This window comes from Roseomonas marmotae (assembly GCF_017654485.1).
Classification (GTDB): Bacteria; Pseudomonadota; Alphaproteobacteria; order Acetobacterales; family Acetobacteraceae; genus Pseudoroseomonas; species Pseudoroseomonas marmotae.
Genome location: NZ_CP061091.1, coordinates 349,385 through 373,943, shown reverse-complemented (window position 1 = coordinate 373,943; position 24,559 = coordinate 349,385). Strand labels below are relative to the sequence as shown.

Sequence of the window (24,559 nt, the reverse complement as noted above, 5' to 3'; positions counted from 1 at the left end):
CATGAAGGGATGATCAGCAGCGGCGACATGCCCGACGCCATCGCTTCCACCGACCGCCCCTCCGGCGCGCGTCCCCTGCGCCCCCTGCCGGACCTCGCCCTCGACCTGGTGCCGAGACCCGGCGCGCCGGTGCCGCGGGATGTCGCGCTCACGCTGCTGCGGCGGCAGCTCGGACGCATCCAGTCCCGCGTGCAGGAGGCTTTCGAGGCGCATGCCCTCTCCGGCCTCGCCGCCGGGCGGGCGCTGGCGGAGCTGACGGACGGGCTGATCTCGGCGATCCATGCCTATACCCTCGCCCAGGTGGCGCCTGAGGCTGGCGAGCGCGGCGCCAATCCCCTCGCCGCCGCCTCCGAGCCGCCCTTCGCCCTGGCGGCCACCGGCGGATATGGCCGTGGCGTCCTCGCGCCCTTTTCCGATATCGACCTGCTCTTCCTCTCGGATGCGCCGCTCGGGCCGCGCGGGCGGCGGGCTGTGGAGTTCATGCTCTACATGCTCTGGGACCTCGGCCTGAAGGTCGGCCATGCCACCCGCAGCATCCGCGAGTGCCTGGAGGATGCCAGGGCCGACGCCACCATCCAGACCGCCCTGCTGGACAGCCGCTTCCTGGCCGGGGAGAGCGGGGTCTTCGAGCGCTTCGACGCCGCCTTCAGCCAGGCACGCCAGGAGTGGGGCGTGGGGCAGTTCCTCGCCGCCAAGCGGGCCGAGCGCATGGCGCGCCACAAGCGCTATGGCGACAGCCCCTATCTGGTCGAACCCCATATCAAGGAAGGCCGCGGCGGCCTGCGCGACATCCAGACCATGTACTGGCTGGCGCGCTATGCCTTCGGCGTGCAGCGGATGCCGGAGCTGGTGGGCCCCGAGAGCCCCGGCGGCGGCCTTCTGACGGAGCGCGAGGCCCGCGCCTTCCGCCGCGCCTGGGACTTCCTCTGGACCGTGCGCTTCCACCTCCACTACGTGACGGGACGCGCCGAGGAGCGGCTGACCTTCGACCTGCAGCCCGTGGTGGGGGCCCGGATGGGCTATACCCGCCACGGGAAGCAGGATGGGGTGGAGCGCTTCATGAAGCACCTCTTCCTCACCGCCCGGGACGTGGTGCGCCTCTCCCACCTCCTGGAACCGGCCATCGAGCGCGCCGCCCTGGGCGCCCCGGCCGTGCAGAAGGCCAGCGATCCCGCGCTCGCCGCCGCCGGCATCGCCCTCGCGGATGGCCGGCTGATCTTCGCCCCCGACAAGGACATCGCCGCCGATCCCGCCGTCATGCTGCGCCTGGTGCGCGCGGCGCGGGACCGGGGGCTGGACCTGCACCCCCTGGCGCGGCGGGCGCTGATCCGCAACGCCCCGCGCGCCCAGGCCCTGCGGGACGACAGCCACGCCGCCGGCATCTTCCTCGACCTGCTGGAGGGGAAGGATTCCCACCGCTGGATGCGGGTGCTGAACGAGGCCGGCTTCCTCTCCCGCTATATCCCGGACTGGGCGCGCATCGTCGGGCTGATGCAGTTCGACACCTATCACGTCTTCACGGTGGAGGAGCACACGATCGAGGCGATCGGCGTGCTGAACCAGCTGGAGCGAGGTGATCTGGAGGAGGCCGTGCCGGTCGCCTCCGAGCTGATCGGCCAGCTGCAGTCCCACCGCGCGCTCTATGTCGCGACGCTGCTGCACGATATCGCCAAGGGCCGGGGCGGCGACCATTCCGAGCTGGGCGCGGGCCTAGCGCTCGAGATCTGCCCCCGCCTCGGCCTGAACCAGGAGGAGACGGAGACCGTCTCCTGGCTGGTGCTGAACCACCTGCTGGTCAGCCAGACCGCCTTCAAACGCGACATCGACGACCCCAAGACCATCCTCGACATCGCCGAGGTCGTGCAGTCGCCCGAGCGCCTGCGCCTGCTGCTGGTGCTGACCGTCGCCGATATGCGCGCCGTCGGCCCCAAGGTCTGGAACGGCTGGAAGGCGACGCTGCTGCGGGAACTCTACTGGCGCGTGGCGGAGGTCCTGGCCGGCGGCCTCTCGGTGCCCGAGCGGGACGTGCGCGTCTCCCGCGCCAAGCAGGCCGCCGCCGCCATGCTGGAGGACCAGCCGAAGGAGGTGGTGGAGCAGTTCCTCAGCCTCGGCTATCCCGGCTACTGGCTCTCCTTCGACCCGGAGACCCATGCCCGCCATGCCGCCCTGATCCGGGAGGCCGAGGCCACCGGCGCGCCGCTGACCGTCTCCTCCCGCGTGCTGGAAAGCCGGGCGGTGACGGAGGTGACGGTCTATTGCACCGACCACCCCGGCCTCTTCAGCCGCATCGCCGGCGCGCTGGCGGTGGCGGGGGCCAGCATCGTCGATGCGCGCATCCACACCATGACCAATGGCCGCGCGCTGGACACCTTCTGGGTGCAGGACGCCCAGGGCGGCGCCTTCGACGCGCCGCACCGCCTGGCGCGCCTTTCCGTGCTGATCGAGCAGGCGCTCTCCGGCCGGCTGAACCTGACGCAGGAGATCCTCAAGGTGCGGCGGGAGCCGGCGCGGCTGCGCGCGGTGCAGGTGCCCGGGCGCGTGGTGATCGACAACCACGCCAGCAATACCCACACGGTCATCGAACTGAACGGGCGCGACCGGCCCGGCCTGCTGCATGACATGACGGCGGCCATCAGCGAGCAGGGGCTGCAGATCGCCTCCGCCCATATCACCACCTATGGCGTGCGGGCGGTGGATGTCTTCTACGTGAAGGACGTCTTCGGGCTGAAGATCGAGAACGAGCGCAAGCTCGCCTCGCTGCGGATCGCCCTGCTGGAGGCGCTGGGGCAGCCCGGCACCTCGGAAGTGGTCCCTTCCTCCGCCTGAGACGAGGCCGGGGGCGGCGGCGCCTCATGCCCCCGCCACCCGGTCAGGCGGGATCACCGGACCGGGTGGGGCTGCGCGCCGGAACACATGGCTGGAGCAGGTGAAGTGAACCCGGGTGAGCGGAAGCCGCCCTAGCCGCGCCCGGCCACCGGTTCCAGCCGCAGGATGCGCCCGCGCCCCTCGTCGGTCAGGATATAGATCAGCCCGTCCGGCCCCTGCAGCACCTGCCGGAAGCGCAACTCGCCCCAGAGCAGCCGCTCCTCCCCCGTGATACGGTCGCCATCGGTCGAGAGGCGGAGCAGGCCGGGCGTGTTCAGGCTGGCCATGAAGAGGCTGCCCTTCCAGCCCGGGAAGGCCTCGCCGTCATAGAAGCCGATGCCGGAGGGGCTGACCGAGGGAACCCAGTAGCGCAGCGGCTCCTCCATGTCGGGGCGGGAGCTGCCTTCGCCGATCCGGCTGCCGTCGTAATCCACCCCATGGGTGACGATGGGCCAGCCGTAATTCAGGCCGGGCTTCAGCAGGTTCACCTCATCCCCGCCCCGGGCGCCGAACTCGGCCTCCCACAGGCTGCCCGTCCAGGGGTTCAGCGCCAGCCCCTGCGGGTTGCGGTGGCCATAGGTGAAGATCTCGGGCCGGGCATCCGGGCGGCCAAGGAAGGGATTGCCCTCGGCGGGGCGGCCATCGCGCTCCAGCCGCAGCACCTTGCCGGCCAGGTCGTCCAGCCGCTGCGCCCGCATCTTCTCGGCGTGGCGGTCCCCGGTGGAGAGATAGAGCTTGCCGTCCCGGCCGAAGGCGATGCGGCAGCCGTAATGCAGCCGGCCGGAGGATTGCGCCGGCAGCGCGTCCAGGATGGGCTGCGTCATCTCCAGATGCCTGGCGTCGGCGGAGAGGCGGGCGCGCACCAGGCGGGTGGCGGCGCCTCGGCCGCCGTCGCCCTGCACCATGGCGGCCTGGCAGAAATAGAGTTCGCGCGTGGTGGCGAAATCGGGCGCCGGCTGCACATCCAGCAGCCCGCCCTGGCCGGCGGCCAGCACCTCCGGCACGCCGCCCAGCGGCGGGGAGAGGGTGCCATCCGGCGAGACGATCCGCATCCGCCCCGGCCGCTCCGTCACCAGCAACCGGCCGTCGGGCAGGAAGGCGGCGCCCCAGGGGCGCTCCAGCCCGGCGCTGAAGGTGGAGACGCGGAAGGGCTCGCTGGCCCCGCGCACCACCTCCCCGGTGCCCGGCACGCGCTGGGCGCAGGCCGGCCCCGCCAGCATCACGGCGGCGGCCATGGCGGCGGCCAGCCGGGCCAGGGGGCGGCGCCCCCTGGTCATGCCGGGCAGCGGCATCCCGGGCCTACTTCGCCAGGGCGCCGGCGATCCAGTCCTTCAACTGGCTCTTGGGCAGGGCGCCGACCTTGGTTTCCACCGGCTTGCCGTCCTTGAACAGGATCATGGTGGGGATGCCGCGCACGGCATAGTCGTTCGGCGTCACCGGGTTCTCGTCGATATTCACCTTGGCGATGGTCAGCTGACCCTCATAGTCCTTGGCGATCTCGTCCAGGATCGGGGCCACCATGCGGCAGGGGCCGCACCATTCCGCCCAGAAATCCACCAGCACGGGGCCGGGGGCTTCCAGCACATCGGCCTTGAAGCTGTCGTCGCTGACGGGCTTGGTCAGTTCGCTCATGGTTTCGGTCCTTGTTGCGCGAAGGCGCGGCATGCCGGCCTCCGCCTCGCTTGGCAAGAACGTCGTGTCGCCGGGCATGCGGGTCAAGCCATCGTCATTCTCGCGGTGAAAGCCCGGGCGGCTGCTTGTGAGCCTCAGCGGCGGGAGGCATAAACACGGCGTGACACGTCCCCTGATCATCGCCCCATCCCTCCTGGCAGCCGATTTCGCGCGGCTGGGAGAGGAGGTGGCCGCCATCGAGGCAGCCGGCGCGGACTGGCTGCACCTCGATATCATGGACGGGCATTTTGTGCCCAATATCAGCTTCGGCCCCGCGGTGGTGAAGGCGCTCCGGCGCCACAGCCGCATGGCCTTCGATGTGCACCTGATGATCGCGCCCGCCGACCCCTACCTCGCGGCCTTCGCCGAGGCGGGCGCGGACCTCATCTCGCTGCACCCGGAGGCCGGGCCGCATCTGCACCGCTCGCTCCAGACCATCCGGGCGCTGGGCAAGAAGGCGGGCGTGGTGCTGAACCCCGGCACCCCCGCCTCGGCCGTGGCGCCGGTGCTGGACCTGGTGGACCTGATCCTCGTGATGACGGTCAATCCGGGCTTCGGCGGCCAGTCCTTCCTGCAGTCCCAGCTGCCCAAGATCGCCGAGCTGCGGCGGATGATCGATGCCACCGGGCGGGAGATCCATCTGCAGGTGGATGGCGGCGTGACGGAGCAGACGGCGCCGCTCTGCATCCAGGCGGGCGCCGATGCCCTGGTGGCCGGCACCGCCGTCTTCGGCAAACCGGATTACGCCGCGGCCATTGCCGCGCTGCGGGGGAAGCGCGCCTGATGTCGGACTGGCTGCGCGGCGCGCGCAAGGTTGTGGCGGGGCTGAAGCCGATCAAGGTGCCGGAGGCGCCGGCCCGCGCCTTCCGGGACCTTTGGCCGGGGGATGCCGCGCGCGGCCAGCGCCTGCTGCGCGGCGAATGCGAGGTGCAGGGCACCACCCGCGCGCTGATGCTGACGCAGGAAGGCGGCACGGGCTGGACCGCCGCCGGGGGCTCCGCCACCTGGCGGGCCGCCGTGCATGGCTTCGCCTGGCTGCGCGACCTGCGGGCCCTGGGCACCGACGGCGCCCGGCTGCGCGCCCGCGACCTGGCCGCCGACTGGCTGGCCTATGGCGGCAATGAGGCGATGGCGGCGGTGCCGGAGGTGGCGGGGGCTCGCATCTCCGCCTGGCTCGGCCACTGGGATTTCCTGGCGGCCACCGCCGAGGACGGCTTCCGCCGCGCCATCATGGTGCGGCTGGCGCAGGATGCCCGCGTGCTGGTGGCCAGCCTGCCGGATGAGAGCGGGCATCGCGGCGCCCTGGTGGCGCTGAAGGGCGCGCTGGCCGCCGCCGTGGCGCTGGCCGAGGAAGCCTGGATCGCCCGCTGCCTGCGCCTGCTGCCGGCCGAGATCGACCGCCAGATCCTGCCCGATGGCGGGCATGTCGAGCGCAGCCCGGCGCAATTGCTGCAGGCCGTGCAGGACCTGATCGAGATCCGCAACCTCGTGCATGGCGCGGGGCTGGAGGCGCCGCCGCACCTCGCCCTGGCGCTGGACCGCGCCGCGCCGGCGCTGCGGCTGTTCCGCCATGGCGATGGCGGGCTCGCGCTCTTCAACGGCACGCGGAACGAGGGCGCGGCGCTGGTGGACCTGGTGCTGACACAGGGGCAGGCGCGCGGCCGCGCGCCGCTCATCCTGGGCGAGGCGGGCTTCCAGCGGCTGCAGGCCGGGCGCACCCTGGTGATCGCCGATTGCGGCGCGCCGCCGGAGCAGGGGCGCGGCCCCTCCAGCGGCCCCGCCGGCCTGCCGCGCCATGCCGACCGGCTGCACCATGCCGGCACCCTGTCCTTCGAGATGTCGGTGGGGCGGGACCGCGTCATCGTCAATTGCGGCGCGGCGCCGGCGGCCGAGGCCGGCTGGCGCGACGCGCTGCGGGCCACCGCCGCCCATTCCACCCTCACGCTCTCCGACACCAACAGCAGCGAGCTGAAGGAAGACGGCCTCGGCCGCCGGGTGGAGGTGGTGGAGGCCGAGCGCCAGGAAGCCAATGGCGCGCAATGGCTGGATGCCAGCCATGACGGCTACCGGCGCGGCTTCGGCGTCATCCACCGCCGCCGCCTCTATCTCTCCGAATCCGGCGACGACCTGCGCGGGGAGGATATGGTGGAGGGCGAGGAGGTCCCCGCCTATACCATCCGCTTCCATCTGCATCCCGGCATCGTCGCAAGCCTGCAGGAGGAGGAGAACACGGTGCTGCTGCGGCTGCCCAGCGGCGCCAGCTGGCGGCTGCGCGCCAGCCGGGCCAGGGCCGGGCTGGAGGAGAGTGTCTTCATGGCCGGCGAGCCGCGCCGCACCAGCCAGGTGGTGCTGACCGCCGAGGCCGGCACCGGCTCGGTGCAATGGGCGCTGAGCCGGGTGAACCTGCCGCAATCCTCCGCCGAGGGCTGAGACGGGCTTGGCGCCCGGCCCCGTGCGCGCCTGAAACGAAGAGAAGAGGGATGGCCGGGGAGCTTCCATGCTCCCCCGCCGCCGCAATCCATGAAGATCGCTGAAGTCTGCAACGTCGATTTCTCCATGCGGCATTTCGTGCTGCCGCTGATGCGCGGCGCCCGTCAGCGGGGGCATGAGGTGGTGGGCCTCTGCGCCGATGGCCCGCTGCTGGAGGTGCCGCGCGGCGAGGGGTTCCGCATGATCCCCGTGCCCATGGCCCGCAGCCTGAACCCGCTGGCCCAGGCGCGCGCCTTCCGGTCGCTGCTGGATGTCTTCCGGGCGGAGAAATTCGACCTGGTGCACGGGCATATGCCCATCTCCGGCCTGCTGGCGCGGGCGGCGGCCAAGGCGGCGGGGGTGCCGCGCATCGCCTATACCGGCCATGGCTTCCTCTTCAACCAGCCCGGCCCGCTCTGGCGGAAGGGGCTGTCGATGGGGCTGGAATGGCTGGGTGGCCGCGCCACCGATGTCTTCATGACCGTGAGCCAGGAGGAGGCGGCGGATGCCCGGCGCCTCGGCATCGCCCGCCATGCGGTGGGCATCGGCAATGGGCGGGACCCCGCGCGCTTCCGGCCCGACCCGGCCGGCCGCGCCGCCCTGCGCGCCGAGCTGGGCGCCACGGAGCGGGACTGCGTCATCGTCATCGTCAGCCGCATCGTCCGCCACAAGGGGCATGTGGAACTGCTGCGGGCGATGGAGCAGCTGCCGGATGCCACCCTCTGGGTGGTGGGCAACCGGCTGGATTCCGACCACGGCCCCGACATGGCGGAGGATTTCGCCCGTGCCCAGCAGGTGCTGGGGCGGCGGCTGGTGCGGCTGGGATACCGGGAGGATATCCCGCGCGTGCTGGCGGCGGCCGATATCTTCTGCCTGCCCAGCCATTTCGAGGGCCTGCCGATGTCGGTGATCGAGGCCATGCTGACCGGCCTGCCGGTGGTGGCCACCGATATCCGCGGCCCGCGGGAGCAGGTACAGCATGGCGTGACCGGGTTGCTGGTGCCGCCGCAGACGGTGCAGCCCCTGGCCGGGGCCCTGGCGGCACTGGCCGCAGACCCGGCGCTGCGCGCCCGGATGGGCGAGGCCGGGCGGCGATACGCGCTGGAGCATTTCGACGAGGCCAAGGTGATCGCCCGCACCCTGGACCTGCTGGGCCTCTGAGCCCGGAGGCCCGGCTTTCATCTGGCTGGGCATCCTCACCCGATCAGGCGATTCCTTCTGATCGGGGTCCGCCCTAGCCCTGCGGCATCGGGTTCGCATCCCGCGCCGGGGTATAGACGATGCGCAGGTTCTCCCCGTTATCGACGATGGTCGGCGTCCAGCCCCGCTGGGCCGGCGCGCCCTCGGCATGGCGGATGACGATGCTCTCGCCGTTGCCAAAAACCTGCACGGGGCCGCCGCCCAGGATGTTGCCACCATCATTGGAGTATTCGACGGCGAAATTCTCGCCAGTGCCCAATACCTTCAGGGGTTCCTGCGCCATGGCAGCACCCATGGAGCCGCTGATGAGAACAGCGGAAAGAATAACTTTGCGAAGCATTTTGATTTCCTGTCACAATAAAGGCAGACTTTTGGCCGCCCTGCTGCGGCAAGGATGTTGCCGGGAAGGAGAATTGGCCAATTCTTCCAGGCAATGACAGGTATTTGCCGGATGGATGACGAAAGCATGACAATTTCCGGAGAGCGGCCTCGCCCTTCCGGTCGGCCGGGCCAGCGGCTAGCCTGCGGCCATGCTGTCCGAGAAGCGCATCCTCCTCATCGTCTCCGGCAGCGTCGCCGCCTTCAAGGCGCTGGCGCTGACACGGCTGCTGCGCAAGGCGGGGGCGCGGGTCACGCCCGTGCTGACCTCCGGCGGCGCCCGCTTCGTCACCCCCCATGCCCTGCAGGCCATCGCGGGGGAGGCGGTGCACCAGGATCTCTGGTCCCTGACCACCGAAGCCGAGATCGGCCATATCCGCCTGGCCCGGCTGCCGGATCTGGTGGTGGTGGCACCGGCCTCGGCCGATCTGCTGGCGAAGATGGCCCACGGGCTGGCCGACGACCTCGCCACCACCCTGCTGCTGGCCACCGACCGCCCCGTGCTGGTGGCGCCGGCCATGAACTGGGCGATGTGGGCGCATCCGGCGACACGGGCCAACATGGCCCTGCTGCGCGCGCGCGGCGTCCATGTGGTGGGGCCGGAGGATGGCGCCATGGCCGAGGCCGAGAGCGGCCCCGGCCGCCTTTCCGAGCCCGAGCAGATCTTCGCCGCCATCGAGTCCCTGCTGGCCGGGCCGCGCCCGCTGGCCGGGCGGCATGTGCTGGTGACATCCGGCCCGACGCATGAGCCGATCGACCCCGTCCGCTACATCGCCAACCGCAGCAGCGGCCGGCAGGGCCATGCCATCGCCGCCGCCCTGGCGGCGCTGGGGGCGCGGGTGACGCTGGTCTCCGGCCCCGTGACCCTGCCGGACCCGCCGGGCGTCACCGCCGTCCATGTCGAGAGCGCGCGGGAGATGCTGGCGGCCTGCGAGGCCGCGCTGCCCGCCGATGCCGCCATCTGCGCCGCCGCCGTGGCGGACTGGCGCACGGCCAGCGAGGCCGGGCAGAAGCTGAAGAAGGTGCCGGGCGAAGCGCCGCCGCCCCTGGCCCTGGCGCTGAACCCGGATATTCTGGCCACTCTCTCCGCCCATGCGGCCCGCCCCCGGCTGGTGGTGGGCTTCGCGGCGGAGACGGAGAATGTGGTGCCCAATGCCGTCGCCAAGCGGCAGCGCAAGGGGTGTGACTGGATCGTGGCGAATGACGTATCGGGCGATGTGATGGGCGGATCGGAGAATGCGGTGCATCTGGTGACGGCGGCGGGGGTGGAGGACTGGCCCCGCCTGCCGAAGGAGGAGGTGGCCCGCCGCCTGGCCGCGCGGGTGGCGGAGGCACTGTCGTGAGCGTCTCCATCGCCGTCCGCCGCCTGCCGCATGGCGAGGGGCTGCCGCTGCCCGCCTATGCCACCGCCGGCGCCGCCGGCTTCGACCTGCTGGCGGCGGTCTCGTCGCCCCTGGTCGTCCCGCCCGGCGGACGGGCGCTGGTGCCCACCGGCCTCTGCATCGCCCTGCCGGCCGGCTATGAATTGCAGGTCCGCCCGCGCTCGGGCCTGGCGCTGAAGCACGGCATCGCCCTGCCCAACAGCCCCGGCACGGTGGACGAGGATTATCGCGGCGAGCTGGGCGTGATCCTGCTCAATACCGGCGACGCCCCCTTCACGGTGGAACGCGGCATGCGGATCGCCCAGGGCGTGGTCGCGCCCGTGGTGCGCGCCATCTGGCAGGAGGTGGAAGTGCTGCCGGAGACGGCGCGCGGCGCCGGCGGCTTCGGCAGCACGGGGAGCTGAAAGGCCTGTTCCATCCCGCCTTTGCCGGCAAGCCGGCGAAGGCAGCGCCCTGGCTTCAGGGGCCTATCGGGAATCGCGCTGCGTCACCCGCCGTGGCGCCGGCAGCGTGATGCGTATTCGCCCGGACGGGAGGTCGACTTCTTCCAGGCGGGTGTCGATCCGGGTGCGAAGCCCGCTCCGCCTGAGATCCTCGTCGATCCGGCGCGACTTAGCCGCGAATTCAGGCGTGTAGATGTCGGGAATCGCCAGAGTCTGGGCGCCGGTGCCCGTCTCGGTGCCCAGTATCGGCACGGGCAGGGTGCCGTAGCGGGCGGAACCTGGCCAGATCGCCATGACCTTGCGGGCATAGGGGAAGCCGAGAGTCGGCGTCTGCGAGTGGTAGCCCGCGGCGGCCATGGGCCAGCTCCGCGTCGCTCCCTGCAGGCTTCTCAGGAAGCGGGCCGCATAGCTGGTATTGGTCTTGGGGTCGAATGCCTCCTCCAGCGAGGCGAAGGCATCCGGGTGATGCATCAGGTTGATCTGCGCGCATCCCACGTCGATGGAGCGGATGCCGCGGGCCTGGAAGCCGCGCACGGCTTCGACGGCTTCCTCCTTGGTGTCGTGGAAATATCCCTTGCCGCCGACATTGATCGCCCAGGGCCAGGGCACGGTGCGGCCGGTCACGGGATCGGTCCGCCCGCTCTCGACGAAGGCGATGCTGCGCAGCAGATGTGCCGGGATCTTGTGGCTCCGCTCCGCTGCGGCGATGGCCGGGAGGCAGAGTGTCCCCGCAGCCGGGCTGGGCGTGGCAGCCACGCTGGACGTGGCGGCGGGACTGGGCGTCGCAGCGGGGATGGGCGCCGTAATCGGACTGGGTTCGGCAGGCGGGTCGGCCAGGGCAAGGCCTGGAAGCAGCACCAGAAGGCCCGTGAGGCCACGGAAGCGGCGGCTCAGGACGGTACTGGCAGGGATGGTCGAGGTGAGCGCGTTCCGCGCGAAGGCGCCGAGGTCCAATTCTTCCATTCCCGCGAGCCTTCGACCGACTAGCGGTCTCGATATGCGCGCGGCTAATCAAAAAATGGTGCAATGGCGACTCGGCGCGGGGAAAAGCCGGAGGACGGCATCGCCGCACCCCGCCGGCACCCTGCCTCAGCCCGGCTGGCCATGCTGCCCTGCCGGGGGCGTATAGACCGCCCCAGCGCGCTTCAATCCGCCTCGGCCGCCTGCTGGAAGCGGTAGTCATGCGCGGCATAGGTGCCGAGCACGCGCAGCTCCTTGGAGAAGAAGGCCAGCTCCTCCAGCGCCCGGCGCAGCCCCGGCTGCTCCGGGTCGCCATCGACGTCGCAGAGGAATTGCGTGGCGGTGAAATGGCCGTCGAGCATGTAGCTCTCCAGCTTCGTCATGTTCACGCCATTGGTCGCGAAGCCGCCCAGCGCCTTGTACAGCGCCGCCGGGATGTTGCGGACGCGGAAGACGAAGGTGGTCACCGCCCGCTTCGTGCCCGGCGGCAGCGGCTGCGGCGTGGCGGACATGACATAGAAGCGGGTGGTGTTGTCGGCGGAATCCTCGACATTCCGGGCCAGGACCTCCAGCCCGTAGATCTCGCCGGCCAGGGAGGAGGCGATGGCCGCGTCCTCCATGCTGGGATTCTCCGCCAGCAGCTTGGCGGCACCGGCGGTATCGGCCTCGATCACCGGCTCCAGCTTCCGCTCCCGCAGCAGGTTCAGCACCTGGCCCAGCGCCATCGGGTGACTGTGGGCGCGGCGGATATCCTCCAGCCGCGCGCCCTTATGGGCCAGCAGGCAGTGCTCGACCCGCTGGTAGTGCTCGCCCACCACATGCAGGCCCGAATCGGGCAGCAGGCGGTGGATGTCCGGCACCCGCCCGGCCAGGGAATTCTCGCAGGGCAGCATGGCCAGTTGCGCCCGGCCCTCGCGCACCGCGGCCATGGCGGCCTCGAAGGACGGGCAGGGCAGGGTGTTCCAGCCGGGATAGGCGCTGCGGCAGGCCAGGTCGGAATAGGCGCCAGGCATACCCTGGAAGGCGATCACACCCGTCATCTCATCACCGCTCACATGTCCCGGCAGCGCCCCCATTCTCCGGTGGCGCCTTCGGTGGCACACGGGTTGAAGCGGAGGGCCTCTGCCATTATGGTCCGACCGCTTCTAGTCGAGGCCCCGCCTGGGCGCAAACGCACGTGGCTCGGGGTCATTATGCAGGGATCGGACGGCAGTATGAGCTTGGAGGCTAACAAGGCATTCGCGGCCGTCCTGACCGCGGGCATCGCCTTCATGGTGGCGGGCTTCATCGGGAAGCAGATCGTGCACCCGAAGCAGCTGGAAAAGACCGCCATCGCGATCGAGGGCGTTCCGGCCGCTGGCGGCGGTGCCCCGGCGCAGGAGGAACCCGCGCTCCCCGAGGTCGGTCCGCTGCTGGCCGCGGCCAATGCCGACAACGGCAGGCAGATCGCCGGCCGCCTCTGCTCCGCCTGCCATACCTTCGAGGATGGGCAGGCCAACAAGGTCGGCCCGAACCTCTATGGCGTGGTCGGCGGGCCGCATGCGCATCGCCCGGACTTCAACTACTCCCCCGCTATGGCTGCTCTGAAGGAAAAGCCCTGGGGGTATGAGGAGATGAACCACTTCCTGGCCGCCCCGGCCCGCTACATCCGCGGCACCCGCATGGCCTTCGCCGGCATCCGCAACGCGGAGCAGCGCGCAGACGTCATCGCCTATCTGCGCACGCTCTCCGCGAATCCGCAGCCGCTGCCGTGATGGACGACCTCATCGCGGCCGCCGAGGCGGCCGCTGATGCGGCGGGGGCGGTTATCCGCCCCCTTTTTCGTTCCCACCTGCTGGTGGAAGCGAAGGGCGACGCCAGCCCGGTGACGGAGGCGGACCGCGAGGCCGAGCGCACCATCCGCGCCCTGCTGGCCAGCCGCTTCCCCGACCATGGCGTGATCGGTGAGGAATTCGGCAATGCCGCCGCCGATGCCGAATGGGTCTGGGTTGTGGACCCGATCGACGGCACCCGCGCCTTCGTCACGGGCCGGCCGCTGTTCGGCACGCTGATCGGGCTGCTGCACCATGGCCGCCCCGTGCTGGGGCTGATCGACCAGCCCGGCACGGGCGAGCGCTGGATCGGCGCCGAGGGCCGGCCGCTCTCCTTCCGCGGGCCGATGGGCGGCACGCCGGGCTGCCGCCCCTGCGCGCGGATGGCCGAGGCCGAACTCTCCTGCACCAGCCCCTCCATGTTCGCGGAGGAGGAAGCCCCCCGCTTCGCCCGGGTGCGCGACGCCGCCCGCCGCGTGACCTGGGGCGGCGACTGCTACGCCTACGGGCTGCTGGCGCTGGGGCTGGTGGATGCGGTGGTCGAAGCCGACCTGAAGCCCTGGGACTGGGCGCCGCTGGTGCCGGTGATCGAATCCGCCGGCGGGCGCATGACGGACTGGCAGGGCCGGCCGCTGCGGCTCGATACGGCCTCGGGCCAGGTGATCGCGGTGGGCGACGCCGCGCTGCTGCCGGAGATCATGGGGCTGCTGGGGTGACGGCCGGGGGATAGGACGCCCCTGGCTTGTGCCCTGCGCCACGCCGGCACCGCCTGAGATCCTTGCCCTCCGGCGACTGACGCCCCGGCCCTGCGGCCCCAGCCGGACCCGAAGCGGGACCAGGGGGTGGAGCTTCCACCCGGCGGGTGGCATGGGCAGCGCCTCCCCCCCCCGGTGGTGCCTCTCAGCCGACCTCGACGATCCCCTCCAGCCCATATGCCGCCGCCAGGGCCTCCACGCGCCGCTGCACGCTGTCGCCGGCGAAGACGCCGCTGCCGGCCAGCCGCAGGGTCAGGGTGCCGCCGGAGACGCGCAGGGAGGTTCGCGCCAGCAGCGCCGGGGTGCCGCCCGAGAGGGTATAGGCCAGGCGCATCACCGCCCCCAGCATCTCGGCCCGCCGCATGGCGCCGGTATCCAGCAGCATGCGCGCGGTGGTCAGGAAGGGCGCGTCGTTCTCGGGCTCGTAGCGCAGCGCGGTGGCCAGGGCCAGGAAGGCGCGGGCATGGTGGTCCAGGCCGATGCCGGGCTGGCGCAGCACGCGCAGGAAGGACTGCTCGGCGCGGTAGTCCGGGTGGTCGTGGCTGCCGACATCCGAGAGCCAGCAGGCGGCCTGCCGCAGGGCCGTGTCCTCCGGGCTTTCCTGGTTCCAGAGGGGGGCGGTCCAGTCCACCAGCGCCTGGGGCATGGCGGTGTCGCGGCCATAGCGCGCCGCCATCTCCTGCCCGGCGGAGAGCAGCGGGTCCAGCCGCAGCGTCTCAGGCGGGAGGAGGCGGGCGTACCAGCCCTCCCGCATGCCATTGGCGCTGAAGACCACGCGGCGCGCGCCCGTGGCGCGCAGCAGGCGGCGCAGCGCCACGGCGGCGAAGGGCAGGTCCTGGATGCGCTTGCCGGGCGCGCCGGGGATGCGCTCCAGCGTCCGCCGCGTGGCCGCGATCACCAGCCCGCAGAGGTCGCGCGCCTCGTCCCGCCGCAGCACGTAGTGATGGACGATGGAGAGGGGATAGGAGGTCTGGGCGATATGGATCTTCGCCAGCGCGCGCCAGGCGCCGCCGACGAGGTAGAGATCCCGGTCCTTGCCCGCGGAGAGCCAGGGGAAGCGGGAGAGCTCGGCCTCGGCGATGCCACGCGCCTTGGCCACGTCGCCCCCGGCGCGGTCGGACAGGCGGATGGCGCCCAGCGGGAGGGAGGCCATGCGGCCGACCTCGCCCTGGTTCAGCTCCACCAGCTCCAGCGAGCCGCCGCCGAGATCGCCGAGGATGCCATCGGCGCCGGGGAATCCCATCAGCACCCCCTCGGCCGAGAGGCGCGCCTCCTGCTCCCCTTCCAGGATACGGATGGGCACGCCGGGCAGACATTGCTGGAGGGAGGCGGCGAAGGCCGCGCCATTCTCGGCATCGCGGACGGCGGCGGTGGCCAGCACCTCGAGCGGCCCGACGCCCATGGCGTGGGCGACGGCGTGATAGCGGGCCATGACGGTCAGGGCCTGGGCCATGGCCGTCTCGTTCAGCCTGCCGGTGGTCTGCAACCCCCGGCCCAGGCCCAGCACCGCCTTTTCATTGAAGATGGGCAGCGGGTTGCGGCCGCGCCCCTCGAAGACCACCAGCCGCACGGAGTTCGAGCCCAGATCCACCACGCCGCAGCGGGGCGGGTGGCCGGACAGGCTGGGGGGGGAGAGATTCGCGGTCTCCGGCAGATCCAACGGGAAAGTCCTTAGTCCTGGGCGACGCGGTCCTGCCGCCGGCGGGGGGTGACACGGCGCGGCCCCCGGTGCAACGCGCTGCCGCGCCCGGACAGGGAGGGGTTGGTCATGAAATAGTCGTGCGCCGAGACCGGGTTGGCCCCGGGTTCCAGCCGGCGCCACTGGCCGTCGGCGTGCAACTGCCAGGATTGCGCCGTGTCCTTCAGGTTCACGACCATGATCTGGTCGAGGATCTGCGCGTGCACCGTCTGGTTCTCCACCGGCACCAGCGTCTCCACGCGCCAGTCCATGTTGCGGGCCATCCAGTCGGCGCTGCTGATGAAGACGCGGGCGCGGCGGCTGGGCAGGCGGTGGCCGTTGCCGAAGACGCAGATGCGCGAATGCTCCAGGAAGCGGCCGATGATGGACTTCACCCGGATATGGTCGGACAGCCCCGGCACGCCCGGGCGCAGGCAGCAGATGCCGCGCACCACGCATTCGATCTTCACGCCCGCCCGGCTGGCGCGGTACAGCGCGTCGATCAGCGTCTCATCCACCAGGGAGTTCATCTTCAGCCAGATGCCGGCGGGCTTGCCCTCGCGCGCGAAGGCGATCTCCTGCTCGATCAGCCCCATCAGCGCCGGGCGGATGGTCAGCGGCGCGAAGGCCAGCCCGGCCATGGTCTCCGGCCGCGCATAGCCGGTCATGTAGTTGAACAGCTTCTGCGCGTCCCGCGTCAGGCCGGGGTCGGCGGTGAAGAAGCTGAGGTCGGTGTAGATGCGCGCCGTGATGGGATGGTAGTTGCCGGTGCCGAAATGGGCATAGGAGCGGAGCGAGCCGCCCTCGCGCCGCACCACCAGCGACATCTTGGCGTGGATCTTCAGGTCCACGAAGCCGAAGACCACCTGCACCCCGGCGGCTTCCAGTTCGCGGGAAAGGGCGATGTTGCGCTCCTCGTCGAAGCGCGCCTTCAGCTCCACCATGGCGGTGACGGATTTGCCGAGGTCGGCGGCCTCGATCAGCGCGCGGGTGATGGGGCTGTCGCGGGAGGTGCGGTAGAGCGTCTGCTTGATGGCGACCACATTGGGGTCGCGCGCCGCCTGCCGCAGGAACTGCACCACCACGTCGAAACTCTCATAGGGGTGGTGGACCACGATGTCCTTGGCGCGGATGGCGGCGAAGCAGTCACCGCCGAAATCCAGGATGCGCTCGGGGAAGCGGGGGGTATAGGGCGTGAAGAGCAGGTCGGGGCGGTCATCCACGATCAGCTGCTTCAGGTCCGCCATGCCCAGCAGGCCATCGACCATGAACAGCTCGGCGCGCGGCGCGTCCAGCTCCTCGGCCACGAAATCGACGAGGTCGGCGGCCATGCGGGCATCCACCGCCAGCTGGATGGCGCGGCCGCGCCGGCGCCGCTTGAGCGCGGATTCATAGGAGCGGACGAGATCCTCGGCCTCTTCCTCGAATTCCACGTCAGTGTCGCGGATCAGCCGGAACAGCCCCTGCTCGACATTGATGTAGCCGGGGAAGAGCCGGTGCAGGAACAGGCTGATCAGGTCCTCCAGCAGCACGAAGCGGATCGGCCCGGCCCCCTGCGGGAAGGCGGCGGCGCGATGATGCGTGTCCTCGGAGGGCGGCAGGCGGACGAAGCGCTCGATCTGCGAGGGCACGGGCAGCAGCGCCCGCATGATGCCGCCATCCTCCTCCCGCACCAGCTTCAGCACCATGCAGAGCGCGAGGTTGGCGATGAAGGGGAAGGGATGCGCCGGGTCCACCGCCAGCGGCGTCAGCACGGGGAAGACGCGCTCCAGGAACCAGCTCTCCAGCCAGCGGCGGTCGGCCTCCGACAGTTCCTCGACGCCGATCACGCCGATGCCCGCCTCCCGCAACTCGCCGCGAAGCTGGCGCCAGGCGGCGTGCTGGCCCTCGACCAGCGCGGCGGCGCGGGCATGGATGGCGACCAGCTGCTGCCCCGGCGTCAGCCCCTCGGGCGAGGTGGCGGCGATGCCCGCGCGCTCCTGCCCCGCCAGCCCGGCGACGCGGACGGAATAGAATTCGTCGAGGTTGGAGGCGGAGATGGCGACGAAGCGCAGCCGCTCCAGCAGCGGGTGCTTCGGGTTCTCCGCCTCCTCCAGCACGCGGGCATTGAAGTCCAGCCAGGACAGCTCGCGGTTGATGAAGCGCGCCGGCGCATCGGGGGCGATGGCGGCCTCGGCCGGTTCGGTGGTCAGCGGTGCAGCATTGGCGTCCATGCCCGTGACACTACAGCAAGGCGGGCGTGCCGGTGGAGAGGACAGCGGGCTCGGACCCGGAAACGTCATGAAGCGCGGGCGTATCAGCCCCGAAGCCCGGCCAGTCCGCCAGCGCCGCCCGGGCCAGGCCGCGCGTGACGGCGCCGCCGGCGGCCAGCGCCGCCCGGTCCAGCCGCGCCACCGCCTCGGCCAGGGCCGCGGCCTCGCGGGGCAGGCGCGCCAGCAGCCATTCCTGCACCGCCTCCGGCACCCGCAGCTGGCGTTCGGAGAAGTCGCGCGCCAGCAAGGTGGCCAGCAGCCGGTCGGAGGGCTCGGTGATGCCCACGGCGGTGGTGGCGCGCAGCCGGCTGGCCAGGTCCGGCAGCGCCACCGGCCAGCGGGCGGGCGGTGCGCGCCCGGCCAGCAGCAGCGGCAGCCCCGCATCGGCGCAGGCATTGATGAGGTGGAAGAGCGCGGCTTCCTCCACCACGCAATCGGCATCGTCCAGCACGCTGGGGGCGGGTTCCGGCACGCCGCGCAGCGCCGGCCCCTGCAGCACCCGCCAGCCGCGCCGCGCCGCCACCTGCCGCAGCAGGTGCGACTTGCCCACCCCCGGCGGGCCGAAGAGGGCGAGGCGTTGGCTGGGCCAGGATTCCGTCCGCTCCAGCCAGGCCATGGCCTCGGCATTGGAGGAATCCGGCAGGACCTCGCCCGAGAAGCTCTGCGGGAGATCCAGCGGCAGGGCGAGCTGGCGCTGCGGTTCCATCGCGTTCAGGGCCCCGTGCGGGGCGGGTCCAGATAGAGTGGGCTCTCCAGGTAGCGCCGCAGCCAGTAGCGCGCCAGCACGCCCAGGACGGCGGCCATGGGCACGGCCAGCAGCACCCCCAGGAAGCCGAAGGCGACACCGCCCGCGAACAAAGCGAAAATGACCCAGACGGCGTGCAGTTCCACCCGGTCCCCCAGCAGGTAGGGGTAGATGATATAGCCCTCGATGACCTGCCCGGTAACGAAGACGGCGGCGACCGTCGCCACCCCCTCCCAGTTGCCGAACTGGCCGAGCGCCAGCAGCAGCGCCGTGCCGAGGCCGGTCATGGAGCCGACATAGGGGATGAAGGAGAGCACGCCGGAGGCGAGGCCCAGGATCAGCCCCAGCTCCAGCCCTACCGACGAGAGGCCGATGGCATAATAGGCGCAGAGCAGGGCGCAGCAGAGCAGCTGCCCGCGCAGCCAGGCGGAGAGCACGCGGTCCGTCTCCCGCGCCAGTTGCCGCAGGGTGGTGGCGTAGCGGCGGGGCAGCCAGCTTTCCAGCCGCCGCAGGATCTTCTGCCAGTCCCTCAGCAGGTAGAAGCCGACCACGGGCGTAACGACGACTAGCGTGAAGACCGAGAGCAGCGCGTAGCCGCCGCCGATCAGCCGTGTCGCCGCCGTGCCGAGGAAGGAGAGGATGGCCGCCACCTGGCTGACCGCGAGGTCGCGCAGCCGGCTGTCCATCACCTCCGGCCCGAAGCGCTGCTCCAGCGCCACCATCGCGTCCTGCACCGCGCTGCCGATGCCGGCGACATAGTTGGGCAGCCGTGCCAGCAGGGTGCCGACCTGGGCGATCAGCAGCGGATAGAGCAGCAGCACCGCCAGCAGCGCCGCCGCCATCAGCCCGCCCACCAGCAGCAGCGCGGCCAGGCCCCGCGGTATGCCGAGCCGGTTCATCCGCGTCGCCACGGGGTCGAGGAAATAGGCGATGCAGCCCGCCAGCACGAAGGGGGTCAGGATCGCCGAGAACAGCCAGATCAGGAAGAGCAGCGTGGCCGTGAGCCCCAGCACCAGCCCCAGGCGCTGCCCCCGGGTGGCCGTGCGTGGCCCCGGCTGCAGCGGCGGCAGGGGGGGCAGCCGGGGTGCGCCGCGCGGCGGCAGCGGCGTTTCCGGCGATACGGGGGCGGGGGTCGTCTCGGACGGCATGCTCACCCTGTCTTGTGCCCTGCCAGGCGGCGTTCCGCATCGGCTCAGCGGACCTGGCGCCCGGCCTCCCGCAGATAGGCCAGGCCGGAGGCGGCGGTCGTGGCGGCCACGCCCCAGGCCAGCATCTCCATAGCAGGGCCCGGCCCTGGACCGAAACCCGCGACGAGCAGCGTCAGCCCGGCAAAGGCGATCTGCGCCGCCGTATTCACCTTGGAGATGCGCAGCGGGCGGATCTGCGGCGCCGTGCCCAGCAGCCAGAGCACCACCACGCCGCCCAGGATCAGCAGGTCCCGGAAGACGACCAGGATGGCCAGCCAGTCCGGGATCATGCCGGTGATGGCGAGCGTGACATAGGCGCCGGTCATCAGCGCCTTGTCCGCCAGCGGGTCCAGCATGGCGCCGAGGCGGGAGCGCAGATGCCAGCGCCGCGCGATCCAGCCATCGATGGCGTCGGAGATGCCGGCGGCGGCGAAGAGCACGAATGCCCAGTCCAGCCGCCCATGCATGATCAGCCAGATCGTCCCGGGCACAGCGCAGAGCCGGGCCAGGGTGATCAGGTTCGGCAGGGTCAGCGCGCCGGCCTCGGCCAGGGCCGGCCCGGGCGGCGGCGCGGCGGAAGGGCGGGGCGCTTCAGGCTCCGCTGGCAAGGCCGAGCAGCCAGGGCGCATTGGGCGCGGCCATCGGCACGGGCGCGGGGCTGGCGCCATAGGGCACCGGCGGCGCCAGCACGCCCGGCTGCGGCGCCGCGGGCATGGCGCCGGCCTGTTGCAGCAGGACGCCGCGGGCGGAGAGGCCGCGCGCCGCCTCGTCGGGCGGCACCCGCAGCCCCAGGCGCAGCCGCGCCCCGTCCACCGCGATGGCCAGGATATCGACCGAGGCGACCTCGGGGCTGGACAGCAGGCGGCGGCGCAGATCCAGCCATTCCGGCATGCCGTTGAAGACGGTCACGCTCTCCACATAGGCGGAGGCGGGGGAGGAATAGCCGGGCGGCGGGCTGAAGCTGCCGTATGACCCCCCCGGCGCGGCTGCCTCGGCGGTGCCGCTGCCGCTGCTACCACCACCACCACCACCACCACCACCGGAACCGCCGGAGTGGATGCCGGCGAAGTTGGAGACCTTGCGCGGATTGAAATTCACCGTCAGCCGCCCGTTGTAGCCGGTGCGGGTGGCGCGCTCCTGCTCGACGATGATGCTGTCCACCATCGACTCGATCTGGGAATCGGAGGCGCTGCGGCTGAAGCCCATCTCGCTCGCCATCTTTTCATAGGCTTGGCGCTGGGCGGCGGCCAACGCTTTGGTGCGGGCCACCACGGCATTCTCGGCAGTGGTCTCCACCGTCACGCCGCGCTGCACGAAGCCGCTGCCAGCCTCCTGGGCACCGGCCAGGAGCGGCATGCCGAGCAGTCCCGTGATGACAGCAGTTGCAGCCAGCCGCCGAAAATGTTGCATTCCGCCCCCTTGGAAGCCCGGGCCATCGACCCCTGGGTCTTTGCGCATAGCTTATCGGGCCCCTTCATGACCAGTCTGACCTACCGCGACGCCGGCGTGGACATCGAAACCGGCGATGCCCTCGTCGATGCCATCAAACCCCTGGCCAAGGCCACCACCCGTCCGGGTGTCATGGGCTCGCTGGGCGGCTTCGGCGCGCTCTTCGACCTCAAGGCCGCCGGCTATACCGATCCCGTCCTGGTGTCCTCCACCGACGGCGTCGGCACCAAGCTGAGGCTTGCCATCGATACTGGCTTTCATGACGCCGTGGGCATCGACCTGGTTGCCATGTGCGTCAACGATCTGGTGGTGCAGGGCGCCGAGCCGCTGTTCTTCCTGGACTATTTCGCCACCGGCAAGCTGGAGCTGGCGCAGGCGCGCGCCGTGATCGCCGGCATCGCCGAGGGCTGCCGCCAGGCCGGCTCCGCCCTGGTGGGCGGCGAGACGGCCGAGATGCCGGGCATGTACGCCAAGGACGACTACGACCTCGCCGGCTTCTCGGTCGGCGCGGCCGAGCGCGACCAGCTGCTGCCCCGCCCGGATGTGCGCCCCGGAGACGTGCTGCTGGGCCTCGCCTCCTCCGGTGTGCATTCCAACGGCTTCTCCCTCGTACGGCGCATCCTGGAAGCCAGCGGCCAGGGCCCGGCGGACCCGGCGCCCTTCGCCGCCGGCACCACGCTCGGCCACGCGCTGCTGGAGCCCACCCGGATCTACGTGAAGTCCGTGCTGGCGCTGCACAAGGCGCGCCTCCTGAAGGCGGCGGCGCATATCACGGGCGGCGGCATTGTGGGCAACCTGCCGCGCGTGCTGCCCCAGGGCAGCGTCGGCGTGGTGGATGCCAGCGCCTGGACCCCCGCGCCGGTCTTCGCCTGGCTGGCCCAGGCGGGCAATGTGACGCCGGATGAGATGCTGCGCGTCTTCAACTGCGGCATCGGCATGGTGCTGGTGGTGACGCCCGGCGATGTGGAGACCGCCACCGCCCTGCTGACCGCCGAGGGCGAGCAGGTCAGCCGCATCGGCCAGATCACCGCCGGCACCGCGGGCGCCGAGCCCGAGGTGCGGATGGAAAACCTCACGCCGCAATGGCCGGCGTGAGCGGGACGCGCCGCCGCACCGCCATCCTGATCTCCGGCCGGGGCAGCAACATGGCGGCGCTGCTCAGCGCCGCCGCCGACCCTGCCTTTCCGGCCGAGATCGTGCTGGTGCTCTCCAACAAGCCCGCCGCCGCAGGGTTGGCGCGGGCGGCCGAGGCTGGCATCTCCACCGCCGTGGTGGAAAGCCGCCCCTTCGGCCGCGACCGCGCGGGCTTCGAGGTGGCGATGGAAGCCGTGATGGCCGAGCACGGCATCGAGCTGATCGCGCTGGCCGGCTTCATGCGCATCCTGACCGATGGCTTCGTCAACCGCTGGTCCGGGCGGATGGTGAATATCCATCCCTCCCTGCTGCCCGCCTTCCCCGGCGTGGATACCCATGCCCGCGCGCTGGCCGCCGGGGTGCGGCTGCATGGTTGCACCGTGCACCTGGTGACGCCGGGCGTGGATGAAGGCCCCATCATCGCCCAGGCCGCCGTGCCCGTGCTGCCCGAGGATACCGAGGACAGCCTCGGCGGCCGGGTGCTGGAGCAGGAGCATATCCTCTACCCCGCCGCCCTGGCGCTGGTCGCCGCCGGGCGGGTGCGGGTGGAGGAAGGCCGCGCGGTGATCGAGGCCCCCGCCCCCCCCAGCGCCACGGTGCTGCGCAATCCAGGCTGAGCGCCAGGGGTTCCTCCCGGCGGCTTGCGGCGTTCCGGATGGCCGGGAATGATCGCGGGAAGCCTGCGCCAGAAGGAGTCCGCGGCATGAACGAACCGGCTACTCCCAGGCAGCGCGAGGCCGCGGTGGCGGAGCGCCAGGGGCTGGCGGTCAATGGCTATGCCAGCCCTGCTGGCCATCCTGGTGCTGGCGGCCGCCGGGGTGGCGCTGATCGCCAGCGGCACCGCGGCGGAGAACCCCGGGCAATCCGCCCTGGGCTTCCTGCCGCTGGCGCTCAGCGCCATCCTGCTGCGCGGTGTCTATGTGCTGGCGCCGAATGAAAGCGCCGTCTTCCTGCTCTTCGGCTCCTACAGCGGCAGCGACAGCAGCACGGGGCTGCGCCTCACCAATCCCTTCTACACCCGCTCCAAGGTTTCCCGCCGGCTGCGGACGCATGAGATCGCGGCGCTGAAGGTCAATGACGCGGCGGGCAACCCGATCGAGATCGGCGCCGCCGTGGTCTGGTCGGTCTCGGATGCGGCGGCGGCGCTGCTGGAGATCGACGACTACGAAAGCTTCGTGCGGGTGCAGAGCGATGCCGCGCTGCGCCGCATCGCCGGCAGCCACGCCTATGACGCCGAGGAAGCCGCCATCGCGCAGGGCAGTCCCGAAGGGCCACCCGTGCCGAAGTCGCGCGCCACCCTGCTGGATGGCGGCGACGAGGTGGTGCAGGGCCTGGTGCGGGAGCTGCAGGACCGGGTGCGCCGCGCCGGCATCCGCATCGAGGAAGCGCGGATCACCCACCTGGCCTATGCGCCGGAGATCGCCGGCGCCATGCTGCGGCGGCAGCAGGCCGAGGCGGTGCTGGCCGCCCGGCGCAAGATCGTGGCCGGCGCGGTGGACATGGTGGAGGACGCGCTGGCAGCCCTGGAGCGCAAGGGCCTGTCCCTGGAGCCGGAGCGGCGGGCCGCCATGGTCGCCAACCTGCTGGTGGTGCTGGTGGGCGACAAGGACGCGACGCCGGTGATCAACACGGGCGCGATGCCCTAGGGTGAAAGCCCATCAAGGAAGGGCTGGAATGGGTGGGATGCAGACTCTCAAATCGCAGGTTAGGTTGGAACTATGCAGCTCTCCACCGTGCCGCCAGAGAAAGTCGCCTTGGTGCCCGAAATTGAGGTGTCGGACTTCGCGCGGAGCCTGCGCTTCTATGTCGCGGTGCTCGGCTTCTCCGTCTTGTACGACCGGCCCGAACGCCCCTTCGCCTACCTCACGCTCGGAGCGGCGCACATAATGATCGAGCATGGCGGCACATGGATGACGGGCACTCTCGAACGGCCGTTCGGGCGAGGCATGAATTTCCAGATCACCGTGCCGGATGTGGCAGCCGTAGTGTCGAGGCTCGCCGCGGAGAAATGGCCCCTGTTCCGGCCTATGGAGGATGCCTGGTACCGCAGAGGCGACGAGCACGTCGGAGCACGCGAGATCGTCGTGCAGGACCCTGATGGATACCTCCTGCGGTTCTCACAGCACCTTGGCGTCCGCCGAACGTAAGTCTGCTTCGGGTCGATAGCGGCGGCAGCCAAT

General features: G+C 71.4%; 23 protein-coding genes. 12 read left to right on the top strand and 11 right to left on the bottom strand.

Annotation, left to right across the window (positions count from 1 at the left end):
- Window positions 1–9 precede the first annotated feature (9 nt).
- The gene (locus tag IAI58_RS01785; protein ID WP_207449752.1) at window positions 10–2,826 is read left to right on the top strand and encodes a [protein-PII] uridylyltransferase; all 2,817 of its coding nucleotides are present in this window, start codon (window positions 10–12) and stop codon (window positions 2,824–2,826) included.
- Window positions 2,827–2,957: 131 nt separating this feature from the next.
- On the opposite strand, the gene IAI58_RS01780 is transcribed toward IAI58_RS01785, so the two are convergent.
- Window positions 2,958–4,142, bottom strand: a complete 1,185-nt coding sequence (locus IAI58_RS01780; protein WP_207449750.1) for a PQQ-dependent sugar dehydrogenase — start codon at window positions 4,140–4,142, stop codon at window positions 2,958–2,960.
- Window positions 4,143–4,164: 22 nt separating this feature from the next.
- On the bottom strand, window positions 4,165–4,497 hold the full coding sequence (gene trxA, locus IAI58_RS01775; protein ID WP_207449748.1) for a thioredoxin TrxA: 333 nt from the start codon (window positions 4,495–4,497) through the stop codon (window positions 4,165–4,167).
- A gap of 160 nt (window positions 4,498–4,657) precedes the next feature.
- Between trxA and rpe the strand changes: the two genes are divergently transcribed.
- The 3 genes from rpe (at window position 4,658) to IAI58_RS01760 (ending at window position 8,166) form a co-directional block, all read left to right on the top strand.
- A complete protein-coding gene (gene rpe, locus IAI58_RS01770; protein WP_207449746.1) occupies window positions 4,658–5,320 on the top strand; it encodes a ribulose-phosphate 3-epimerase in 663 nt (220 codons plus the stop codon).
- Window positions 5,320–6,966, top strand: coding sequence for a heparinase II/III family protein (locus IAI58_RS01765; protein WP_207449744.1), 1,647 nt, complete (start codon window positions 5,320–5,322; stop codon window positions 6,964–6,966). The genes rpe and IAI58_RS01765 overlap by 1 nt, the downstream gene beginning before the upstream one ends.
- 90 nt (window positions 6,967–7,056) lie before the next feature.
- On the top strand, window positions 7,057–8,166 hold the full coding sequence (locus IAI58_RS01760; RefSeq protein ID WP_207449742.1) for a glycosyltransferase family 4 protein: 1,110 nt from the start codon (window positions 7,057–7,059) through the stop codon (window positions 8,164–8,166).
- Between the two features lie 73 nt (window positions 8,167–8,239).
- Here IAI58_RS01760 and IAI58_RS01755 read toward each other — a convergent pair whose 3' ends face one another.
- Window positions 8,240–8,488: a hypothetical protein gene (locus IAI58_RS01755; RefSeq protein ID WP_207449740.1), complete on the bottom strand. Its 249-nt coding sequence runs from the start codon at window positions 8,486–8,488 to the stop codon at window positions 8,240–8,242.
- Between the two features lie 247 nt (window positions 8,489–8,735).
- Here IAI58_RS01755 and coaBC point away from each other — a divergent pair, with 247 nt between their 5' ends.
- Together coaBC and dut are read left to right on the top strand one after the other, a co-directional pair.
- Entirely contained in the window at window positions 8,736–9,926 is a 1,191-nt protein-coding gene (gene coaBC / locus IAI58_RS01750) for a bifunctional phosphopantothenoylcysteine decarboxylase/phosphopantothenate--cysteine ligase CoaBC (RefSeq protein ID WP_207449738.1), read from the top strand.
- Window positions 9,923–10,369 (top strand): dUTP diphosphatase, encoded by a 447-nt coding sequence (dut, locus tag IAI58_RS01745; RefSeq protein WP_207449736.1) that lies wholly within the window; start codon window positions 9,923–9,925, stop codon window positions 10,367–10,369. The genes coaBC and dut overlap by 4 nt, the downstream gene beginning before the upstream one ends.
- A gap of 63 nt (window positions 10,370–10,432) precedes the next feature.
- On the opposite strand, the gene IAI58_RS01740 is transcribed toward dut, so the two are convergent.
- Both IAI58_RS01740 and IAI58_RS01735 read right to left on the bottom strand, forming a co-directional pair.
- Window positions 10,433–11,371, bottom strand: a complete 939-nt coding sequence (locus IAI58_RS01740; protein ID WP_207449734.1) for a lytic transglycosylase domain-containing protein — start codon at window positions 11,369–11,371, stop codon at window positions 10,433–10,435.
- 182 nt (window positions 11,372–11,553) lie between these two features.
- Window positions 11,554–12,408, bottom strand: a complete 855-nt coding sequence (locus IAI58_RS01735) for a prephenate dehydratase (protein WP_207449732.1) — start codon at window positions 12,406–12,408, stop codon at window positions 11,554–11,556.
- Window positions 12,409–12,582: 174 nt separating this feature from the next.
- Between IAI58_RS01735 and IAI58_RS01730 the strand changes: the two genes are divergently transcribed.
- Both IAI58_RS01730 and hisN read left to right on the top strand, forming a co-directional pair.
- The gene (locus IAI58_RS01730; protein ID WP_207449730.1) at window positions 12,583–13,122 is read left to right on the top strand and encodes a c-type cytochrome; all 540 of its coding nucleotides are present in this window, start codon (window positions 12,583–12,585) and stop codon (window positions 13,120–13,122) included.
- Window positions 13,122–13,895 carry a histidinol-phosphatase gene (hisN, locus tag IAI58_RS01725; RefSeq protein WP_207449728.1) on the top strand — a complete coding sequence of 258 codons (774 nt, stop codon included), beginning with the start codon at window positions 13,122–13,124 and terminating at the stop codon, window positions 13,893–13,895. Before IAI58_RS01730 ends, hisN begins: the two co-directional genes overlap by 1 nt.
- 184 nt (window positions 13,896–14,079) lie before the next feature.
- On the opposite strand, the gene IAI58_RS01720 is transcribed toward hisN, so the two are convergent.
- From IAI58_RS01720 to IAI58_RS01695, 6 genes are read right to left on the bottom strand one after another with little or no spacing between them, the layout of a single operon-like run.
- The gene (locus tag IAI58_RS01720; RefSeq protein ID WP_456315966.1) at window positions 14,080–15,594 is read right to left on the bottom strand and encodes a Ppx/GppA phosphatase family protein; all 1,515 of its coding nucleotides are present in this window, start codon (window positions 15,592–15,594) and stop codon (window positions 14,080–14,082) included.
- 11 nt (window positions 15,595–15,605) lie between these two features.
- The gene (locus IAI58_RS01715) at window positions 15,606–17,825 is read right to left on the bottom strand and encodes an RNA degradosome polyphosphate kinase (RefSeq protein WP_237182600.1); all 2,220 of its coding nucleotides are present in this window, start codon (window positions 17,823–17,825) and stop codon (window positions 15,606–15,608) included.
- Between the two features lie 10 nt (window positions 17,826–17,835).
- Window positions 17,836–18,570 carry an HdaA/DnaA family protein gene (locus IAI58_RS01710; RefSeq protein WP_207449726.1) on the bottom strand — a complete coding sequence of 245 codons (735 nt, stop codon included), beginning with the start codon at window positions 18,568–18,570 and terminating at the stop codon, window positions 17,836–17,838.
- A 5-nt stretch (window positions 18,571–18,575) separates the two neighbouring features.
- Window positions 18,576–19,757, bottom strand: a complete 1,182-nt coding sequence (locus IAI58_RS01705; RefSeq protein WP_237182599.1) for an AI-2E family transporter — start codon at window positions 19,755–19,757, stop codon at window positions 18,576–18,578.
- 44 nt (window positions 19,758–19,801) lie between these two features.
- Complete coding sequence (locus IAI58_RS01700) at window positions 19,802–20,404, bottom strand: CDP-alcohol phosphatidyltransferase family protein (protein WP_237182598.1); 603 nt, start codon at window positions 20,402–20,404, stop codon at window positions 19,802–19,804.
- A complete protein-coding gene (locus IAI58_RS01695; RefSeq protein WP_207449722.1) occupies window positions 20,388–21,152 on the bottom strand; it encodes a hypothetical protein in 765 nt (254 codons plus the stop codon). The genes IAI58_RS01700 and IAI58_RS01695 overlap by 17 nt, the downstream gene beginning before the upstream one ends.
- A 120-nt stretch (window positions 21,153–21,272) precedes the next feature.
- Between IAI58_RS01695 and purM the strand changes: the two genes are divergently transcribed.
- The 4 genes from purM (at window position 21,273) to IAI58_RS01675 (ending at window position 24,526) form a co-directional block, all read left to right on the top strand.
- Window positions 21,273–22,340 carry a phosphoribosylformylglycinamidine cyclo-ligase gene (purM, locus tag IAI58_RS01690; RefSeq protein WP_207449720.1) on the top strand — a complete coding sequence of 356 codons (1,068 nt, stop codon included), beginning with the start codon at window positions 21,273–21,275 and terminating at the stop codon, window positions 22,338–22,340.
- Window positions 22,328–22,996, top strand: a complete 669-nt coding sequence (purN, locus tag IAI58_RS01685) for a phosphoribosylglycinamide formyltransferase (RefSeq protein ID WP_207449718.1) — start codon at window positions 22,328–22,330, stop codon at window positions 22,994–22,996. The genes purM and purN overlap by 13 nt, the downstream gene beginning before the upstream one ends.
- A gap of 153 nt (window positions 22,997–23,149) precedes the next feature.
- Entirely contained in the window at window positions 23,150–24,025 is an 876-nt protein-coding gene (locus IAI58_RS01680; protein WP_207449716.1) for an SPFH domain-containing protein, read from the top strand.
- Between the two features lie 72 nt (window positions 24,026–24,097).
- Complete coding sequence (locus IAI58_RS01675; RefSeq protein WP_207449714.1) at window positions 24,098–24,526, top strand: bleomycin resistance protein; 429 nt, start codon at window positions 24,098–24,100, stop codon at window positions 24,524–24,526.
- Window positions 24,527–24,559: the final 33 nt, after the last annotated feature.

Bases quoted from the DNA above. Each gene is read 5' to 3' on its own strand.
- IAI58_RS01780 (WP_207449750.1), bottom strand. From the start codon at position 4,142: ATGACCAGGGGGCGCCGCCCCCTGGCCCGGCTGGCCGCCGCCATGGCC.
- purM (WP_207449720.1), top strand. From the start codon at position 21,273: ATGACCAGTCTGACCTACCGCGACGCCGGCGTGGACATCGAAACCGGC.
- coaBC (WP_207449738.1), top strand. From the start codon at position 8,736: ATGCTGTCCGAGAAGCGCATCCTCCTCATCGTCTCCGGCAGCGTCGCC.
- IAI58_RS01765 (WP_207449744.1), top strand. From the start codon at position 5,320: ATGTCGGACTGGCTGCGCGGCGCGCGCAAGGTTGTGGCGGGGCTGAAG.
- IAI58_RS01735 (WP_207449732.1), bottom strand. From the start codon at position 12,408: ATGACGGGTGTGATCGCCTTCCAGGGTATGCCTGGCGCCTATTCCGAC.
- IAI58_RS01785 (WP_207449752.1), top strand. From the start codon at position 10: ATGATCAGCAGCGGCGACATGCCCGACGCCATCGCTTCCACCGACCGC.
- trxA (WP_207449748.1), bottom strand. From the start codon at position 4,497: ATGAGCGAACTGACCAAGCCCGTCAGCGACGACAGCTTCAAGGCCGAT.
- IAI58_RS01755 (WP_207449740.1), bottom strand. From the start codon at position 8,488: ATGGCGCAGGAACCCCTGAAGGTATTGGGCACTGGCGAGAATTTCGCC.
- IAI58_RS01730 (WP_207449730.1), top strand. From the start codon at position 12,583: ATGAGCTTGGAGGCTAACAAGGCATTCGCGGCCGTCCTGACCGCGGGC.
- IAI58_RS01740 (WP_207449734.1), bottom strand. From the start codon at position 11,371: ATGGAAGAATTGGACCTCGGCGCCTTCGCGCGGAACGCGCTCACCTCG.
- IAI58_RS01710 (WP_207449726.1), bottom strand. From the start codon at position 18,570: ATGGAACCGCAGCGCCAGCTCGCCCTGCCGCTGGATCTCCCGCAGAGC.
- IAI58_RS01680 (WP_207449716.1), top strand. From the start codon at position 23,150: ATGGCTATGCCAGCCCTGCTGGCCATCCTGGTGCTGGCGGCCGCCGGG.
- purN (WP_207449718.1), top strand. From the start codon at position 22,328: ATGGCCGGCGTGAGCGGGACGCGCCGCCGCACCGCCATCCTGATCTCC.
- IAI58_RS01675 (WP_207449714.1), top strand. From the start codon at position 24,098: ATGCAGCTCTCCACCGTGCCGCCAGAGAAAGTCGCCTTGGTGCCCGAA.
- IAI58_RS01695 (WP_207449722.1), bottom strand. From the start codon at position 21,152: ATGCCGCTCCTGGCCGGTGCCCAGGAGGCTGGCAGCGGCTTCGTGCAG.
- hisN (WP_207449728.1), top strand. From the start codon at position 13,122: ATGGACGACCTCATCGCGGCCGCCGAGGCGGCCGCTGATGCGGCGGGG.
- IAI58_RS01760 (WP_207449742.1), top strand. From the start codon at position 7,057: ATGAAGATCGCTGAAGTCTGCAACGTCGATTTCTCCATGCGGCATTTC.
- IAI58_RS01715 (WP_237182600.1), bottom strand. From the start codon at position 17,825: ATGGACGCCAATGCTGCACCGCTGACCACCGAACCGGCCGAGGCCGCC.
- IAI58_RS01705 (WP_237182599.1), bottom strand. From the start codon at position 19,757: ATGCCGTCCGAGACGACCCCCGCCCCCGTATCGCCGGAAACGCCGCTG.